This window comes from Desulfovibrio sp. (assembly GCA_016208105.1).
Classification (GTDB): Bacteria; Desulfobacterota; Desulfovibrionia; order Desulfovibrionales; family Desulfovibrionaceae; genus Fundidesulfovibrio.
Map to the genome: position 1 here is coordinate 167,686 of JACQYS010000022.1, position 17,112 is coordinate 184,797.

Sequence of the window (17,112 nt, forward strand, 5' to 3'; positions counted from 1 at the left end):
CAGGTCATGAAGAATTTCCTGGCAGGCGGCATCTACGCCATCCTCTCCGAGGAACACTCCCTGGGCCGCTCCAACCTGGACGTGGCGGAAGAGCTTCTGCTGGCCGGGGTGAAGGTGGTCCAGTACCGGGAGAAGGACAAAAAAGCCGGGGCCATGTACGACGAGTGCCTTGTTCTTCGGGACATGACCCGCCAGGCCGGGGCCACGTTCATCATAAACGACCATATTGACCTGGCCCTCCTGACGGAGGCCGACGGCGTGCACATCGGCCAGGAGGACCTGCCTCCGGCGGCTGTGCGCAAGCTCATAGGCCCAGGCAGAATCATCGGGCTCTCCACCCACGGCCCGGGCCAGGCCCGCGCGGCCCAGACCTCCGGGCTGGTGGACTACATCGGTGTGGGGCCCATCTTCGCCACCAAGACCAAGAAGGACGTGTGCGACCCGGTGGGCTTCGAATACCTGGACTACGTGGTGGAGCACGTTCCCATGCCGTTCGTGGCCATCGGGGGCATCAAGGAAGGCAATCTGGCCGAGGTGCGAGGGCGCGGGGCCAGGATGGCGTGTCTGGTTACGGAAATAGTCGGAGCCGGGGACATAGCGGGCAAGGTCCGCTCGCTCCAGGCCATCATGAAAGGCTAGCTGCCTGCCCAAAAACTCCCGCTGGCGGCGTTGCCGCGACTGCGACGGTCGGCTTTAGAGCGGGCTGCTAATTCGGCTCGAGAGGTATCAACGCAACAAACGCCGGACACCTGCCCGGCAGTCACCTGGAGGAAGTCGTGGAGCTCAAGCAGTATTCATCCATAGAAGCGACGCATTTCAACAACGAGGTGGCCAAGGGCGTGGCCGGGCGCGTGCTCATCGGCAAGGCCGACGGCGCGCCGAACTTCTGCATGCGCCTTTTCGAGATCGCCCCGGGCGGTCACACCCCCAAACATACCCACGCCTGGGAGCACGAGATGTTCTACCATTCGGGCCAGGGCGAGGTGTACGGCAACGGGAAATGGAACCCGGTCGGCCCCGGCAGCGTGGTGTACGTGAAGTCGGGTGAGGAGCACCAGATCAAGAATACCGGCAACGTTCCCCTGGTGGTGGTGTGCCTGGTGCCTTCTGGCGCACCCGAACTGTAAGCGGATCATCACATGAACACGGCACTTATCGTTATCGACATCCAGAAGGACTATTTCCCGGGCGGGGCCATGGAACTCTCCGGTTCCGAGGCAGCCGCGGCCAAGGCCGGCCGGGCCCTGGGCTGGTTTCGGGAAAAGGGCTGGCCCGTTATTCACGTGCAGCATCTGTCCGTACGCCAGGGGGCGGGCTTCTTCATCCCCGGCACCCCCGGAGTGGAGTTCCACCCCTTCGTGGCCCCGCTTGAGGGCGAAACCGTTATCCAGAAGCATTTCCCCAATTCCTTCCGGGGTACCGGGCTGCAGGACAAGCTGGACGAGGCCAACGTGAAGCGGCTGGTGATAGCCGGCATGATGAGCCACATGTGCGTGGACGCCACCACCCGGGCCGCCTTCGACCTGGGCTACCAGTGCGTGGTCCTGGCCGACGCCTGCGCCACCCGCGAGCTTGAGTTCGGGCACGTCAAGGTGCCTGCCGCGCACGTGCACGCCTCGTTCATGGCAGCCTTGGGGGCCGTGTACGCCGAGGTAACCGGAGTGAAGGACATGGCGGGATCTTTGGTGTAAGACCCCAGTTGGTTGACCCGCACAGGCAATTGATGCAAAGAACCCGTCCCCGGCGGACGCCCCTCTCAAGGGGATTCAAAAGGCGATCCCTTTTGCCGCCGGAGGCCTAACCCGGGACACACTCCACCATGCCAGCCACCGTAGCCATCATCGGGCGCCCCAATGTGGGCAAGTCCACCCTGTTCAACCGGCTCCTGCACAAGCGCAAAGCCATCACCCACGACCTTCCCGGCGTCACCCGGGACAGGTTGGAAGGCCATGCCGTGCTGGCCGGTGTACCCGTCGTCCTGATCGACACTGGCGGCATGACCCTGGACGATCCGCAGGGTCTGGAGCTCGATGTTCTCGAACAGGCGCGGCGCGCCGTGGAGGCCGCCCATCTGGTCCTTTTTGTGGTGGATGGCCGCGAAGGCCTGACCAGCGAGGACGAGCGCGTGGCCAAGCTTTTGCGCCAGTCCGGGAAGCCGGTGCTGGTGGCGGTGAACAAGGTGGACGGAGGCGAAAAGGAAGGGCTCTACACGGCGGACTTCCACTCCCTGGGCCTCGACCAGACCCCGGTCTCGGCCGAGCACGGCTTCGGCATGCGCACCATGGTGGACGAGATCGTATCCCGCCTGCCGGAGGTGGACGAACCCGAGGTCAAGCTGGCCACGGAGCTGACCTTCTCCATGCTGGGCCGCCCCAACGCGGGCAAGAGCTCCATAATTAACGCCCTGGTGGGAGACGAGCGCCTGATCGTCAGCGAACAGGCCGGGACCACCCGCGACGCCATTGACGTGCATTTCGAGAAGGACGGCAAGCACTACATCTTCGTGGACACTGCCGGAGTCCGGCGCAAGACCAGGATCGAGGACCAGCTCGAGCGCATATCAAGCCTTACCGCCCTGGGCAGCGGCAAGCGCTCCGACGTGACCATCCTGGTGATCGACGGTCCGGGCGGCCTGGCCATGCAGGACAAGCGCCTCATCGCCTACCTGGACAAGGAGAAGGTTCCCTTCCTCATCGCCATCAACAAGACGGACCTGGTGGATGCCAAGGGGCTTGCCGCACTCAAGCAGGAGATGAGCCAGGAACTTCGCATCTGCCCGCACGTGCCGGTGCTCTTCGTCTCGGCAGCCACCCGCAAGGGGTTGCGGGACGTGCTGCCCACGGCCCAGGTTATCCGCAACGAATGCCATATCCGGGTGGGCACCGGCGAATTGAACAGGCTCCTGCGCGAGGCCCTGGAGCGCCACCAGCCGCCGCTGGTGAAGGGCAAGCGGCCCAAGTTCTACTATCTCACCCAGACCGCCACGGTCCCGGCCACCTTCGTTTTCTTCGTCAACGACCCAGAGCGCATCAAGGCCAGTTACGCCAGATTCCTGGAGAACCAACTGCGCAAGCTTTTCGGCATACGCCATGCGCCCGTGAAGCTTCTGTTCAGGGGAAGCCGCCAGAAGGCCGAGGACGGCTCGCTCATCACCAGGGCCAAGCCGCCCACGCCCAGGCCTGGGAAAGGGAAGTCGTATCAGGAGAAGGCCAGGGAATCGAAGGAGAGTCAGTTCAGGTCGGGTTCGCCCAAGGCGAGTGGTACGAAGCGGAAACCGTCGAAATCGAGCCCGTCGAAGTCGAGCCGGAAAGGCTAGAGCACGTTTTACGTGCGGTGAAGATTGAAGGCCCGGCGTGATGTCATGTCACTGCCGGGCCGTTCGCATTGATACCACGGCTCCGGCCAGCGAAACCACCCCGAAAAGCAGGAAGCACGCTCCCAGGGCGCTTACGATCTCCGGTCCGGCCTGGGCGGCTTGCGCCCCCACTCCGTAGACCGCCAGCACCACCCCGGTAAGCGACAGCGATAGGCACATGCCAAGCCCCCGCATGGTGGCCAAAAGCCCCGAGGCCAGCCCCATGTGCGGGGGGTCGATGCTTCGCATGATGGCATTGATGTTGGGGGAGACGAACAGAGCGAACCCGAACCCGACTACGGCCAGCAGACCGGCCACCCAGGCCGGGCCGACCGCAAGCCCGTGCAGCGAAAAGGCGATCAGGCCACCCCCCAGAAGAACCAGACCGACAGCGCTCACCTTTTCCGGCATGAACCTGTCGGACAGCCGACCGGCCAGGGGGGACACCAGGGTGAGAACAGCGGGCTGCACCAGCAGCAGCGCCCCCGCATCCTTTGCCGGCAACCCCATCACGTTCTGCAAGAGAAGGCTCGCCAGAAAGCCCATGGAAAAACCGGCAGTGAAGCCCAGTGTCGAAGTGAGGTTGGCCAGGGTGAATGCCCTGTTGCCCCGAAGATAAGCCAGATCCACCAGCGGGTGCTCCTGGCGCAGTTCCACCCGGCGAAACCAGGCGAACAGGGCCAGGGAGAGAAGAATCAGAACGGCTCCGGACCAGGAAGGGACCTGGGAAATGCCCAGTATGAGAGCCAGGATCGCCGGGAGGTAGAGCGCTATACCGCGCACATCCACTGGGGTGGATGTGCGGGTTTCCCGCTGCGAAAACCCCTTGTGAATAAGAATCATGGCCGCGATTCCGGCTACCGCTGAAGCGAAGAAGATCACCCGCCAGGACAGCCAGGAGGTGAGCGCCCCGCCCGCCAGCGGCCCAAGGGCAAGCCCCGCGTAGATGAAGGTGACGTTCACGCCCAGGGCGCGGCCAGTGCGTTCAGGCGGCACGATGGAGACCAGGATGGCCGCGCTGACACCGAAGGTCATGGCGTCTCCCACGCCCTGTAAGGCCCGAGCGGCCAGCAGGAACCACTTGCCTTGGGCGAGCGCGGCCATAAGCGAGCTTGCAGCGAACAGCAGGCTCCCGGCCATGAACACGTTCTTGCGGCCGACCTTGTCCGAGAGGCGGCTGAAGGGCAGGTTGCAGCCCGTGGAAAAAAGCAGGTGGGCCATCATCACCAGCACCATGTCCTGGGCCGTGAAGCTGAACTCGTGGCCGATGGTGGGGATAGCCACGGAAAGGGCGCCATAGAGAAACGGGGTCAGAAAGGATGCCAGCCCCACGGCTGCCTGCGCGGCAAAGGATCGGCGTGCGGCATCCATGAGGTGTCTCCTGCTGGAGGTGAGGAGCTGTTTCGTGTTCGTGGGTGGAGTTAGCAAGGGCTCAGCCCTTGACCCGGCAGGGCTCCGCCCTGCACCCGCCAGGGGGATGATCCCCCTGGACCCTCAGTGGGGTCTACGAGGGCCGGGCGTTGCTGCTGCGCTGGGCGGCAGTACGAATGCCGCGAGAATCGCGCAAAGCCGCGATCCTCGCGGCGCACGCCACGGCACTTCGTGCCGTAATTTAACAATACTCCAGTACATGCATCGATCGACGCGAAGCCGCTGGGGATTCCAAAGGGACGAAGTCCCTTTGGCCGCCGGAGGCATATTCTCTTGTCTTCTCTACGAGACGGCGCTCCCGGGCTTCACCTGCGCAGACGGGGCCAGCAGTTCCAGGCCGCCTTCGCGCTTCACGGCCAGGATCATGCCTTGCGACTCCACGCCGCGCAGCTTGCGGGGCTTCAAGTTGGCCACGACCACCACCTGCCTGCCCACCAGATCCTCGGGCTTCCAGAACTCGGCGATGCCCGCCACCACCTGGCGCGGCTCGGCGTCGCCCGAGTCGAGCTTCACCAAGAGGAGCTTGTCGGCCTTGGGCACGGGCTCGGCGGAGATAACCGTTGCTACCCGCAGTTCGATCTTCTGGAAATCCTCGAAGTCGATGGGGTCCTTGGGGCCTTGGGGCGCGGCCTGGGCGGGTGTAGCCTTGGCTTTGGCGTCCTGCTTGGCCTTGGGTGCGGCTTCGGCCTGTACAGGTGGCTCGGCGCGGGGGAACAGGTTGGAGGCCTTGGCCACTTCGGTGCCTGCGGAGAGCTGTCCCCAGCATTCGGCTTCCATGGGGAGGTTGAGCGAAGCCGGGGCGTCGGTCACGCCGAGCTGGGCCAGCATGGCCGAGGCCGCCTCGGGCATCACCGGCCAGAGATGCACGGCCACTTTGCGCATGCATTCGAGCACGCTGTACATGACTGTGGCCAGCCGGGACCCGTTGTTCTCCTTGTGGAGGCTCCAGGGGGCCTGGGTGTCTATGTACTTATTGAGCCCGCGCACCAGCTCCCACAGTGCTTCCAGTGCCTTGGCGGTCTGGAAGCGTTCGAAGAGGCGCTGGTAGTTCAGGCAGGCGTCCTTGGCCATGAGCATGAGTTCCTCTTCGTCGGGGCCGCCAAGGCCTGCCTGGGGGATGCTCCCGCCGAAATACTTGTGGGTCATGGCCAGGGTGCGGCTGAAGAGGTTGCCCAGGTCGTTGGCCAGGTCGGAGTTGAAACGGCCGCACAGGGCCTCCTCGGAGAAGGAGGAGTCGTAGCCGAAGGTCATCTCCCGCATCAGGAAGTAGCGGAAGCCCGACAGGCCGTATTTCTCCACCAGGGAGAGCGGCTCCACCACGTTGCCCAGGGACTTGGACATCTTGGTGTCCTTCACCAGCCAGTAGCCGTGGACGTTCAGGTGCTGGAAAGGCTCCAACCCCATGGCCTTGAGCATGGTGGGCCAGAACACCGCGTGGGGCTTTAAAATGTCCTTGGCGATGAGGTGGTTGGCCGCGGGCCAGAATTTGGCCATCATGTCGCCTGCTGGCCAGTCCAGGGCGCTTAAGTAGTTGAGTAGGGCGTCGAACCAGACATAGGCCACGTAGTCGGTGTCGAAGGGCAGCTCCACGCCCCAGTCCAGGCGGGTCTTCGGCCGGGAGATGCACAGGTCCTCGAGCGCTCCCGATTCGAGCAGGGCAACCACCTCGTTGCGGTACTGCTCGGGGCGGATGAAGTCGGGATTGGCCTTGATGTGGTCCAGGAGCCAGTCCTGGTATTTGTTCATCCTGAAGAAGTAGTTCTTCTCGGCGATGTATTCGGGCTTTGTTTTGTGGTCCGGGCACAGGCCGTCCACCAGCTCCTTTTCAGTGTAGAACCGCTCGCACCCGAAGCAGTAGTGCCCGCCGTATTCGCCGAAGTAGATGTCCCCGGAGTCGTAGACCTGCTGCAGGGCTTTCTGCACCAGGCGTTTGTGCTCCGGGTTCGTGGTGCGGATAAACTGCGAGTATTCCACCCCGAGGTGCGGCCAGAGGTCCTTGAAGATGCCGCTTATTTCGTCGCAGTAGAGCTGGGGGGACTTGCCTGCCGCCTGGGCCGCCTTGACGATCTTGTCGCCGTGCTCGTCCGTGCCGGTGAGAAAGTGGACCTGGCGTCCCATGAGCCGGTTGAACCGGGCCATGCAGTCCGCAAGGATGGTTGTATGGGCATGCCCCAGGTGCGGGCGCGCGTTGACGTAATAGATCGGCGTGGTGATGTAGAAGCGTTCCACGGCTATTCTCCGGAATCGTTCGTTGGTGCCGGGCCGCCCTCGGGACGCCTTGGCTTGGGCTTGCGTTTGCGTTTGCGCTTTGTGCGGGCCTGCTGCGCGTTTTCTGGCTGGCCTTCGGCCACAACCTCTCCATCATCGCCATCAGTGGACAGCGCCTCTTCGGGTGAAGCGGCTTGGGGCGATTCCTGCGCAGGCGCGGGCTGCTGTGTGGGGGCTTGCCTGTGCTGCTGGGGCGGGCGCTGCATGGGCGGCTGTTGCGGCGTGATGTAGGGGGTCCAGGTTTCCCCGGCGATGGCGCGCCACTCGTCCAGGGTCATTTCCTTTTCCTCACCGTGTTCGGTGTAGACGGAAAGGGCCTCCCGGAAGAGGTTGGAACGCAGTATCTTCATGGGCCCCTGGCTGGTCTGGTACTTCTTGCCGATCTTGGGGCAGCGCCGCTGGAACTCCTCGTAGGTGCCCTGCTCATAGGCCAGGCAGCAGAGCAGCCTGCCGCACATTCCGGAAATCTTCGAAGGGTTCAAAAAGAGGTTCTGTTCCTTGGCCATCTTGATGGTCACAGGCTGGAACTTGCGGATGAACCTGGCGCAGCAGCACATCTGCCCGCAGTTGCCGATGGCGCCGATCATCTGGGTTTCGTGGCGCACGCCTATCTGGCGCAGCTCGATGCGGGTGCGGTACGCCTTGACCAGGTCCTTCACCAGCTCCCTGAAGTCGATGCGCCCCGGGGCCGTGAAGAAGAAGATCATCTTGGAGCGGTCCTGGAGAATCTCCACATCCACGAGCTTCATGTCCAGGTTGCGCTCGCCTATGCACTGGCGGCAGTGGCGGATGGCTTCGCGGGCCAGGTCGCGGTTTTCGGAATGCTGGACCATGTCTTCGTCGTCCGCGGTGCGGAATATGGGCTTTAGTTCGCCATGCTCGCTGTCCGCGGGTAAAGAATCCTGGACGCTGGCCACGCGGGCCATGGCCGTGCCTTGTTCGGTCTTGACCAGCACGTACTCACCGACCTGCACATCAAACGATGCTGAGTCGTAGTAGTAGATTTGGCCGTTATCCCGGAACCTCAGTCCCAGAGTGGTGCTCATGGTCGTATCCAGATCGCCGCATTGGGGCGGTTGAAGATGTGATGAACAAGTTACAATAGCGTAAGCGGGCGCGAACTTCAAATACCCGCTTCGTAAGCGGGATGCTTGCCGAGCCGGATGTGGCTCCAGGCATGCCTGGGGAGTGTTCCCAGGCGAGGAGCCGGGAATCTGGCGCAGTTATCAAGGCAGAGGCATCTCTAAACCCTGAAAACAGCGGGGACCAAAGATAAATCAACGGTGTTTCAAGGTGTTGGGAATGAAATGACCAGAATTGTGGCAGTGCATGGAAAAAATCGACGTCATTTGTTGACAACCCCCATTCGAAGGCGTAAATCCCGCTTCCGCGCTGACGGGAAACCCGGAAGCGAAGAGTGGGTCATTAGCTCAATTGGTAGAGCAGTTGACTCTTAATCAATTGGTTGTAGGTTCGAGTCCTACATGGCCCACCAGCGATTTCAAGGGGTTACGGTTTGAACCGTAACCCCTTTGTCGTTTCTTTCGTTCATTTGTCTCTCTGCACCGTGCGCTATGCAGGGTGCAGAGAGACAAGCTTGGCAATAGTATACTCTTTCAGAAATCCCCCGTGTGATCCGGAAGAAGGAATAAAACCATTGGAAATAGAGCGGTCTATTTTATTTCGCTTTTGCATGTATCTGTCTGTGTTATATGGTGTCTAAAGTGTGAAATTATGATGTTTTATGCAAATAAACGTTTTTCCCAGTCTACAGCGTGAAGTATTGTATATAATAACTCACATTGTATGTGCAGAGTGTATAGTGGGCCTGCTAGTTGGTATTGTTCAAAAAGTGGGGTTTCCCTCCCTTGTTGCTTTTTACAAAATCAAAGATTCATAGTAAATTCTGAAAAAGTATAAAGCCAGAGATATGCATATAAGAGAAATACCAGCAGGGCATAGTCACTTGTTTATCTCCATTCCATTAACAAAGTGCTGGATGTTGCGGGAAACTGAGCGGTTGCCGTTTGGAAGTCCGAATCAGTCCACGGTGCGCCGTGAAAAAAGCGTATGCCCTGTGGTCGCTTCGTCAACATGGAGGTCTTGAGGCAGTGAAGAATCAAAAAATTGCTGTAAAGATTGTTGGAAGCGTCTGTATTCTTTTGACTCTGGTTTGTTCAGGAATTGGAGTGATGTCCTACCTGACAGCATATTCTGCCATAGAGAAGCGTGTGCAAGACGCTCTGCCGACAATGGCTGAAGATGCGGCAAAGTATATCAGGGCGACTCTTGATCTCTATGTTTTGGGGATTGAAGGAGTAGCCGGGCGTGCTATGGTGAGAAGCATGGAGTGGGACAAGCAGGAAGCCGCTTTGAAGGAAGAGATAAAACGGCAGGGCTTTCTCGACATGGGGATTGCCACGCCGGATGGTAAAACAAAGTATACTGATGGGTCCAGCGCTGACCTGGGTGATCGCGATTATTTCAAAGCTGCGGCATCCGGAAAGACAATGATGTCGGATGTGATCATTAGCCGCGTGACGAACAAACCCGTGATGATCCTCGCCACGCCCATAAAGGATGGAGCAAAGGTCATAGGAGTTGTCATTGGGAGACTGGACGGTGCATTGCTTTCAAGCATTACGGATAAAGTGAGATATGGAAAAAGTGGATATTCATATATAATTAATGAAAAAGGGGCGCTGATCGCTCATGATAAACGTGAGTTTGTCTACGAGGCGCGCAATTTCCTTGAAGAAGGGAAAACAAAACCTGAGTTCAAGCTGCTTTCGGAAATGATGCAGCGAATGGTGAAGGGTGAGAAAGGCTTTGATGACTATACATTCATGGGGTCCGAGAGATATTTCGGATTCGCGCCAGTTCCAGGGACACGTTGGTCAATCGCAGTCGGGGCAATAAAGAACGATGTTCTTTCCGACGTTCTTGAGATGCGAATGAAATTTATCACGGTGTCATTATGCTTCTTACTCTTTGGCGCTATAGTATCTTATCTTTTAGCCCGGTCTATAGCAAATCCTGTAAAGAAACTGATGGCGGCTGCGATAGCGGTTTCCCAAGGTGATCTGTCCGCAAGCTCCGGTCTTGATCAAAAAGATGAGATCGGTATCCTGGACGGAGCATTGAAGACCATGGTGTCCACTCTTGTGGCTAAAATGAGCGAAGCAGAAGAGCAGACCGCTCTTGCGCAGCAGGAATCTGAGAAAGCGCATCAAGCTACTCTGGAAGCTCAAGACGCAAAAGAAAAGGCTGAGCGTGCCAAGGCAGAAGGAATGCTCCATGCCGCGCATCAGCTCGAAAGTGTCGTTGAGATCGTCACGTCCGCTTCTGAAGAACTGTCGGCGCAGATTGACGAATCGAGCAGAGGCTCTGAGGCCCAGGCACATCGTGTCGATGAAACCGCCACTGCCATGGAGGAGATGAACGCCACTGTTCTCGAGGTGGCCAAGAGCGCATCTCATGCCGCCCAAACAGCGGACCAGGCCAAAGCCAAGGCTGAAGAAGGTTCGAAAATCGTCGATCTGGTTGTGAAAGGAATCGGCGACGTGCAGCGTCAGGCACAGGGAATGAAGACAGACATGGATTCTCTGGGAAAACAGGCCGAAGGCATTGGCCAGATCATGAATGTCATCACCGATATTGCCGACCAAACCAACCTGCTGGCTTTAAACGCGGCTATCGAGGCGGCCCGTGCTGGCGAGGCCGGGCGGGGGTTTGCGGTTGTTGCCGACGAGGTGCGCAAGCTTGCTGAGAAGACAATGACCGCTACCAAGGAAGTCGGGGACGCCATCAGGGGCATTCAAGAGGGAACGAGGAAAAACAGTGAGAACGTGGATCGCTCCGGCCGGACAATTGAGGAGGCCACGTCCCTCGCCAACAGGTCCGGAGATGCCCTGAAAGAGATTGTCTCTCTGGTGGAAACAACTTCGGACCAGGTCCGCTCCATTGCCACCGCTTCGGAACAGCAGTCCTCGGCGAGTGAAGAGATCAACCACAGCATCGAGGACGTAAGCCGGATCTCTTCGGAAACCTCCGATGCCATGCGCCAGTCAGCCCAGGCAGTCGGGGAATTGGCCAGCCAGGCGCAGGTGTTGAAGAATTTGATCGATCAGATGAAAGACGAAGGTGGTGCGGGCTCTGGATCGACGTCCGCCAACGCCAGGAAAGCTCTTGCGGGCGCGAGGACGTAAAGGGTCAAAGCTTAAGCCCCGGCACGGGAGAATCCACACCGGTGGTCTCCTGGGAGGCAGCCGAAGATATACCGAGGCAGTATTGCCCTCACCCGGCTGCTCCCCATGATAGGAGAGGGCAGCTCCGTTTCAATGGAAGCGGAAACAGGCCATCAACCGGGCGGTGTGCTGTTGAAATCGCGTTGGCCGTATTATTCCGCAGCGGCTCCAAGGAATATCCCGGCCACCTTGCCGTCTTTTATCTCAAAAATCAGTCCATCGAAAATTGATCCGGCCACGAATCGTTTCCCCTTGCTTGTAGCGCCGTCGCGGTCCCTGTAGCGCCCATAGGCGTCAAGAACCTCTTTCTCAGCGCTCCCTATGCGAACCCCCTTGCTGGTCTGAAGCGTGCTCGGGGATGTGATTGTGATGTCGGCAACCTGTTTCGCGCCCCCACGCTTGTTTGCACTCATCTTGAGAACGATTCCGCACCCGGGATATTTCCACGTCTGGACATAGTCTCCGGTGGCGCCCTCGTATTGCTCTTTGAGCTTGTTTGGAGCGCAGGAGACGAGTTTCTGAAGTTCATTTTCAGGCAGGCCCAGCCGTAACTCCCCGATACGCTCTTTGCCTGTGTCGAACTGATCGGCGATGTTGGCCTTCTGGGCATGGGCGGCATGTGACCAGAGAAGGGGACAGAAGGTGAGGGCCACAAGGATCAATAGAGGTGGGAAAACGTTTCGAATCATCTGTTTCCTCCAGTCATGTCGCTTATTCGAATAGCCAATCCGGCCGGTCCTGTGAAGCGCAATGGGGAAAGCATAGCCGTTTGAACGCAGTGCAAAGACAAACCAATGGATGCTTCGAAAAAGCATAGAGGAAGCCCCGGGCGGATTAACCGCCCGGGGCACACGTGAGGATCCCCCGGCGAGGATAGGTGGGGGGGGCAGTCCTCGCCGGAGGCTTGGACAGCAGTGATGGGCTCTTAGTCCTTGTCCTTATACCCTCGGGAAGCGTTTACGCCGCCGCTTTTTCCCAGTTGCGCAACGCGATTTTCAATGCGCCAACAGTGAAATAGTCGCAGTCGAGCTTGGGGATCACCCTGGGAAGGTGCTTGTGCAGATCCTCGTTGGTGAGGGGGTAGCACTCGTACACGGATTTCCCGGTGATCATGGCCGCGAGTGTGGCCAGGCATTCCTTGCTGTAGTCGCAGCCTTCGGCGATGCCGCCGGCTTCCGCGATCACGTCGTCCACGATGCGCAGTTCGACGCGAATGGAATTCTTGCAGACCGAGCAGCTGTGCAGGCCCACGGCGTTGGCTCCCTCGATCCTGTTGATGTAGGGCTCTCTGCTGGTGACGCACGGCGGAGCGGCTGCCGATTCGACGACTGAGGCCACTGCGGGAGCTTTCGCAGGCGCGGGCTTCTGGGGCTCTTGGCGCGTTTTGGGTTTGGCCGTGGCAGCGATTTCGATACCGAGTTCCCGGCGCACTTCTTCAAGGTCGATGACCCTGGGGTCGATGAGGCTGAACCCGCAACTGCCGCCCCAGTCCTGTTCGTCGGCAAAGGCGCCGTCGTAGCGGACGTCGTCTAGGATGAGAAAGTCCTGGGTGCCAAGGATGCGGTCCCAGCGGTGGACGAAGAAGTCGAACTTCTCCGGCTCGAAACGCTCGATGTTGGTCCACTTCCAGGTCATGTTGCAGAATTCGTCGTCGTAACCCAGAAGGGCCAGATACCGGGCCTTGCTCTCGAGAAAATGGCGGCGGCGCAGAAAAACGGCGGATTCTGGAATGACCGAGGTGTCGAACGGAATTCTATTGTCGTCCAGGCTCACCTGGATCATGCAGTCGTCGTCGAACTTCATGCCGCAGGTGCTGGTGTTGCCGTTGCGCCACCAGTGGATGTACTTCTGGGCGTAGAACTTGCGCCCCAGCGCCTGAATGCGCTGCACTGTCTTTTGCGACACGGGGTGCAGGGCCAGGTCGCAACGTTGTCCTGATATTTTTAATGTAAGGTCCATTGGTGTTCCTCCTCGACAAAGGGACTCGGGAGTGCCAGCTCGTTTTCTGAACGAGGGGCGGCTGGTTCCCGGGTTAGGCGACAAAGGCAGCCTGAGTTGTACCGCGCCGTTTTCAGCTTGCGGCCGGAACGTCGCCGTCGGTATCGTTTATGACCAGGGTCTCGTTTATTATCACGCTCACCTGGGCCAGTTGGGCCACGCTGGCCTTGGCCATGGCCTGGCGGTAGGAGCCGAGCTCCACGTACTGCAGGGCCTGCTTGGGACAGGCTTCCACGCACGCGCAGACTTCCTTGCCGGTATCGGCCCGCCATGCCTGGCACATGTCGCACTTCTTGGCCGAACCGCTGTTGGTCCTGCCGGTGAAGGCTGTCTCGCCCTCAACGCCGACCTCGATGGCACCGAAGGGACAGGCCATCACGCACATCTTGCAGCCGACGCACAGGGTTTCGCTCACGCTCACCAGCCCGTCGAGTTGTTGGATGGCGCCGAATGGGCAGGCGTGGGCGCAGGGGGCGTCTTCGCAGTGGCGGCATTGAATGGGGTAGCGAACGTTATCCACCTTCACCACTTTGATGCGGGAAATGGTGGGCAGGCCGCGCTTCTTGGCCTCCTTGAAGGGGAGGTTGATGTGAGCGCTCACGCAGGCGATTTCGCACTTCTTGCAACCGATGCACTTCTCAGGATTGGCGAGAACAATCGGATTTTCATACGCACTGGGCATGATCGTAACTCCGAGTTGGTTGTTCGACTTCAATGCTTTTAACGTAGAGCTCGCGACCGGTTGCGAGCGTCACAGACGATTTCTGGCAGCTCGGGCAGCGCAGGAACCGCCCGTCCTTCAAGGCTGGTTCGCCGCACATGTCGCAATTGCCTGTTGCTGCGATTTTCTCGATCACCAGCTTGGCTCCGTCAGCCACGGTGCCCAGGGCGATCATTTCGAAGCAGGCCTCCAGGGTGGAGTGTTCCACCCCGCAGTATTCCCCGATGCACAAGTCCACCCTGCGAACAGCTCCGGTATGCGCTTCGCGGGCTTTGTCCCGCACGATGCCGATAATGCTCATGGCGAGGGAAGATTCGTGCATGGTGATTGCCTCGAGTACCTTCGTCGTTGCGTACAACGTGAAGGCACTCAACCATTCCTCGCGGCTTCTGACTGTCAGCAAGGCGACAAAAGTTAAAAAAATCACAAAAAAGAAAGCCGCCCCTGGGGCGGCTTTCAGCGGGATTGAGTTCAAAAAAGATGCTTAGCGTTCAGTACAAGAGATGCACGGGTCGATGCTGTTGACGATAAGCGGTATGTCCGCCACCTGGCATCCGGCCATCATCACCTGCAGGGCCTCCCAGTTCATGTAGGTGGGCACCCGCCACTTCAGGCGCTGGGGGGTGTCCGAACCGTCGGAACGCAGATAATAGATCAGTTCGCCGCGCGGCGCCTCGGTGCGGGCAACGGATTCTCCGGCAGGTACGGCCACGAAGCCTTCGGACTTCACGGGACCCTCGGGCATCTGGTCCAGGCACTGCTCGACGATGCTTATTGACTCAACCGCTTCGCGGAGCCTGAGAAGCGCTCTGGAGTGGACGTCTCCAGCCGTGTCCGACTGCACCTCGAAGCGCAGTTCGTCGTAGGCGGCGTAGGGAGCCTTGCGGCGCAGATCGTAGGCCACGCCTGAAGCCCGGGCCACCGGACCCACAACGGCGTGGAGCTTAGCCTCCTGCTCGGAAAGCAGGCCAATGCCCCGGGTGCGGGTGCGGATCAGCGGGTCGCGCTCGAACACTCCGTAGAGTTCGGCCAGTTGGGGCTTCAAGGCTTCAAGCTGGCCGCGCAGGAACCGGGCGATGTCCGCGTCTATGTCCGTGCGCGTGCCGCCGATGGTGCACTGGCCCAGGTTCATGCGGTTTCCGTACACGCCTTCCTTGGCGTCCTGCATGAGTTCGCGGACTTCCATGGCATGCATGAACAGGGAGTCGAATCCCGTTAGATGAGCCATGATGCCCACGTTGAACAGATGGGAGGCGATGCGTTTTACCTCGTCGGCAATCACGCGCAGGTACTGGGCGCGCATGGGCACTTCGATCCCGGCCAGGTTCTCAACGGCCATGCAGAAGGTGGCCGGGTGGCTGTTGGAACACAGCGAGCAGACACGCTCGGTGAGAGTGATGTTTTGGAAGTAGTTGCGGTGCATGGCCAGGGCTTCCATGCCACGGTGGACATGGCCCGCGGCGAGCTCCACGCCTTGAACCGTTTCGCCCTCGACCTTGATGTCGAAGTACATGGGCTCTTCCAGGGCCACATGCAGCGGGCCGATCGGCAGGGTATATGTCTCGGACATCAGTTTTTCGCTCCCTTGGTCCACTCGGGCATCTGTTTGCCGGCGAAGACCTTTTCCCAGAGGGTGCTGGTGGAGGCGCCGTTCATCATGGTGGAGAGCGGCACCATCCTGTCCAGGATGTCGCCGTCGAGTGTCGCGTCGATGAACAGGCGTTTGGGGTTGGGGTGGCCTTCCACCTGGATGCCGTAGAGTTCCGTGAATTCGCGCTCGTTCCAATCCGCGTTCTTGAACCACGGAGTGATGGAAGGAACCATGGGCGGTTCGTTGTCCACACAGGTGGTAACGGTGAGCACCACGCCGTCCAGGTCGAAGTGGTAGGCGATCTCGCGGCCCTCGATGCGGGCGAATTTGTCGTTGCGATAGGCGGTGACGGTCATGAGCCGCGCTCCGGCCGATGCCAAGAGCGGGGCCAAGCGGGCCAGACTCTGCGGTTCGCAGAGCTTGACCCAGCCGAACGCGTTTTTATTGGAATCGGACGACCAGTAGACCGATCCGGCCCCCAGGATCTTGCCCACGGCATTGTCCAGGGCCTGTTTGGCAAGTTCGTTCATTGCTTCTCCCTAAACTGAGACAAGTTGGTGTCGCTGGCGTGCTTGACCAGGCTTTCGCGCTTGCACTTGGGGCAGAGCAGGAACTGGTCGGGCGCGCGCCCACCAAGCTTCTCGACGATGACGTTCGGCCTGGGCTGGATGCGGGCCCCGCACTGGGCGCACTCGCCGAAGGGCACGAAGCTATCCTCGCTGAAGGTATATTTGTCCTCGCCCAGGTGGGAGAGGTGCCAGTTGTCGCTCATGGTAAGAGCCCCGGTGGGGCAATAGTGGGCGCACATGCCGCAATACACGCAGGAGTTGTGCCACAGCATGAACTGCATGCCGGACCCGTCCTCTGCGGCGCGCAGCTGAATGGCCCCGGCCGCGCACACGTGCCGGCAGATGCCGCACAGGATGCACTTCTCGGAATCGTGGACAGCTGCACCACGGAACCGCGCCGGGGTCTTGGCCGGAGCGAAGGGGAAGGGGTCGGTGGAGGGCCCCTGCAGCAGGTTGCGAACCATGATTTTTAGAAACGGCAGCATGTGTCTTCCTCCAATCTTTTCCGCCACACGTCCAAGGCCTTGACCACGCCTTCGATGATGGCCTGGGGCCTGGGCGGACAGCCGGGAACGATGACGTCCAGCGGGATGTACTGGTCCACGGGCTCCTCCAGGGAGTACCCTTCGCGGAAACAGCCTCCGGAGGCGGGGCAAGCCCCCACGCCGATGGTGACCTTGGGATGGGGGATCTCGTTGAAGACGCGCAACACCTTCTCGCGCACCCGCAGGTTCAGCGGCCCGGAAATCAGCACCAGGTCGGCATGCCTGGGGCTGCCGCAGTATTTGCACCCGATGCGCTCCACGTCGTAGCGCGGAATGAGTGCCGTGGTGGCCATCTCAACGTCGCATCCGTTGCAGGACCCGGCGTTGAGCCTGTAAATCCAGGGGGATCGCGGAACAAGCTTCTGAATCAGTTTGAGCATTGTGTCC

At 60.0% G+C, this 17,112-nt stretch carries 17 protein-coding genes and 1 tRNA gene; 7 read left to right on the forward strand and 11 right to left on the reverse strand.

The window, feature by feature from the left end; genetic code table 11:
* Positions 1-6 precede the first annotated feature (6 nt).
* The 4 genes from thiE (at position 7) to der (ending at position 3,316) form a co-directional block, all read left to right on the forward strand.
* Positions 7-639, forward strand: a complete 633-nt coding sequence (gene thiE / locus HY795_13375; protein ID MBI4806220.1) for a thiamine phosphate synthase — start codon at positions 7-9, stop codon at positions 637-639.
* A gap of 137 nt (positions 640-776) precedes the next feature.
* The gene (locus tag HY795_13380) at positions 777-1,127 is read left to right on the forward strand and encodes a cupin domain-containing protein (protein ID MBI4806221.1); all 351 of its coding nucleotides are present in this window, start codon (positions 777-779) and stop codon (positions 1,125-1,127) included.
* Positions 1,128-1,139: 12 nt separating this feature from the next.
* Entirely contained in the window at positions 1,140-1,691 is a 552-nt protein-coding gene (locus HY795_13385; protein ID MBI4806222.1) for a cysteine hydrolase, read from the forward strand.
* 128 nt (positions 1,692-1,819) lie between these two features.
* Positions 1,820-3,316 (forward strand): ribosome biogenesis GTPase Der, encoded by a 1,497-nt coding sequence (gene der / locus HY795_13390; protein MBI4806223.1) that lies wholly within the window; start codon positions 1,820-1,822, stop codon positions 3,314-3,316.
* 48 nt (positions 3,317-3,364) lie between these two features.
* On the opposite strand, the gene HY795_13395 is transcribed toward der, so the two are convergent.
* The 3 genes from HY795_13395 to HY795_13405 all read right to left on the reverse strand — a co-directional run bounded on the left by HY795_13395 (position 3,365) and on the right by HY795_13405 (position 8,100).
* Positions 3,365-4,726: an MFS transporter gene (locus HY795_13395; protein MBI4806224.1), complete on the reverse strand. Its 1,362-nt coding sequence runs from the start codon at positions 4,724-4,726 to the stop codon at positions 3,365-3,367.
* A 342-nt stretch (positions 4,727-5,068) separates the two neighbouring features.
* Positions 5,069-7,015 (reverse strand): methionine--tRNA ligase, encoded by a 1,947-nt coding sequence (metG, locus tag HY795_13400; GenBank protein MBI4806225.1) that lies wholly within the window; start codon positions 7,013-7,015, stop codon positions 5,069-5,071.
* 2 nt (positions 7,016-7,017) lie between these two features.
* Positions 7,018-8,100 carry a hypothetical protein gene (locus HY795_13405; GenBank protein ID MBI4806226.1) on the reverse strand — a complete coding sequence of 361 codons (1,083 nt, stop codon included), beginning with the start codon at positions 8,098-8,100 and terminating at the stop codon, positions 7,018-7,020.
* Between the two features lie 373 nt (positions 8,101-8,473).
* On the opposite strand from HY795_13405, the gene HY795_13410 reads away from it, so the two are divergent.
* Positions 8,474-8,549: transfer RNA gene (locus HY795_13410), tRNA-Lys, on the forward strand.
* Positions 8,550-9,165: 616 nt separating this feature from the next.
* Positions 9,166-11,262 carry a methyl-accepting chemotaxis protein gene (locus tag HY795_13415; protein ID MBI4806227.1) on the forward strand — a complete coding sequence of 699 codons (2,097 nt, stop codon included), beginning with the start codon at positions 9,166-9,168 and terminating at the stop codon, positions 11,260-11,262.
* 191 nt (positions 11,263-11,453) lie between these two features.
* Here HY795_13415 and HY795_13420 read toward each other — a convergent pair whose 3' ends face one another.
* From HY795_13420 to hypA, 4 genes are all read right to left on the reverse strand, one after another.
* Entirely contained in the window at positions 11,454-11,990 is a 537-nt protein-coding gene (locus tag HY795_13420) for a hypothetical protein (GenBank protein ID MBI4806228.1), read from the reverse strand.
* 268 nt (positions 11,991-12,258) lie between these two features.
* Entirely contained in the window at positions 12,259-13,260 is a 1,002-nt protein-coding gene (locus tag HY795_13425; protein MBI4806229.1) for an iron-sulfur cluster assembly scaffold protein, read from the reverse strand.
* A gap of 112 nt (positions 13,261-13,372) precedes the next feature.
* Positions 13,373-13,981, reverse strand: a complete 609-nt coding sequence (locus tag HY795_13430; GenBank protein MBI4806230.1) for a 4Fe-4S dicluster domain-containing protein — start codon at positions 13,979-13,981, stop codon at positions 13,373-13,375.
* A complete protein-coding gene (gene hypA, locus HY795_13435; GenBank protein MBI4806231.1) occupies positions 13,965-14,342 on the reverse strand; it encodes a hydrogenase maturation nickel metallochaperone HypA in 378 nt (125 codons plus the stop codon). Before hypA ends, HY795_13430 begins: the two co-directional genes overlap by 17 nt.
* On the opposite strand from hypA, the gene HY795_13440 reads away from it, so the two are divergent.
* On the forward strand, positions 14,341-14,508 hold the full coding sequence (locus HY795_13440; GenBank protein ID MBI4806232.1) for a hypothetical protein: 168 nt from the start codon (positions 14,341-14,343) through the stop codon (positions 14,506-14,508). The genes hypA and HY795_13440 overlap by 2 nt on opposite strands.
* Here the strand turns inward: HY795_13440 and HY795_13445 are convergent.
* From HY795_13445 to nuoB, 4 genes are read right to left on the reverse strand one after another with little or no spacing between them, the layout of a single operon-like run.
* Positions 14,505-15,590 (reverse strand): nickel-dependent hydrogenase large subunit, encoded by a 1,086-nt coding sequence (locus HY795_13445; GenBank protein MBI4806233.1) that lies wholly within the window; start codon positions 15,588-15,590, stop codon positions 14,505-14,507. The two genes, HY795_13440 and HY795_13445, sit on opposite strands and share 4 nt — an antisense overlap.
* Positions 15,590-16,141 (reverse strand): NADH-quinone oxidoreductase subunit C, encoded by a 552-nt coding sequence (locus HY795_13450; GenBank protein MBI4806234.1) that lies wholly within the window; start codon positions 16,139-16,141, stop codon positions 15,590-15,592. Before HY795_13450 ends, HY795_13445 begins: the two co-directional genes overlap by 1 nt.
* The gene (locus HY795_13455; protein MBI4806235.1) at positions 16,138-16,665 is read right to left on the reverse strand and encodes a 4Fe-4S binding protein; all 528 of its coding nucleotides are present in this window, start codon (positions 16,663-16,665) and stop codon (positions 16,138-16,140) included. Before HY795_13455 ends, HY795_13450 begins: the two co-directional genes overlap by 4 nt.
* On the reverse strand, positions 16,650-17,105 hold the full coding sequence (gene nuoB / locus HY795_13460) for an NADH-quinone oxidoreductase subunit NuoB (protein ID MBI4806236.1): 456 nt from the start codon (positions 17,103-17,105) through the stop codon (positions 16,650-16,652). The genes HY795_13455 and nuoB overlap by 16 nt, the downstream gene beginning before the upstream one ends.
* Positions 17,106-17,112 lie beyond the last annotated feature (7 nt).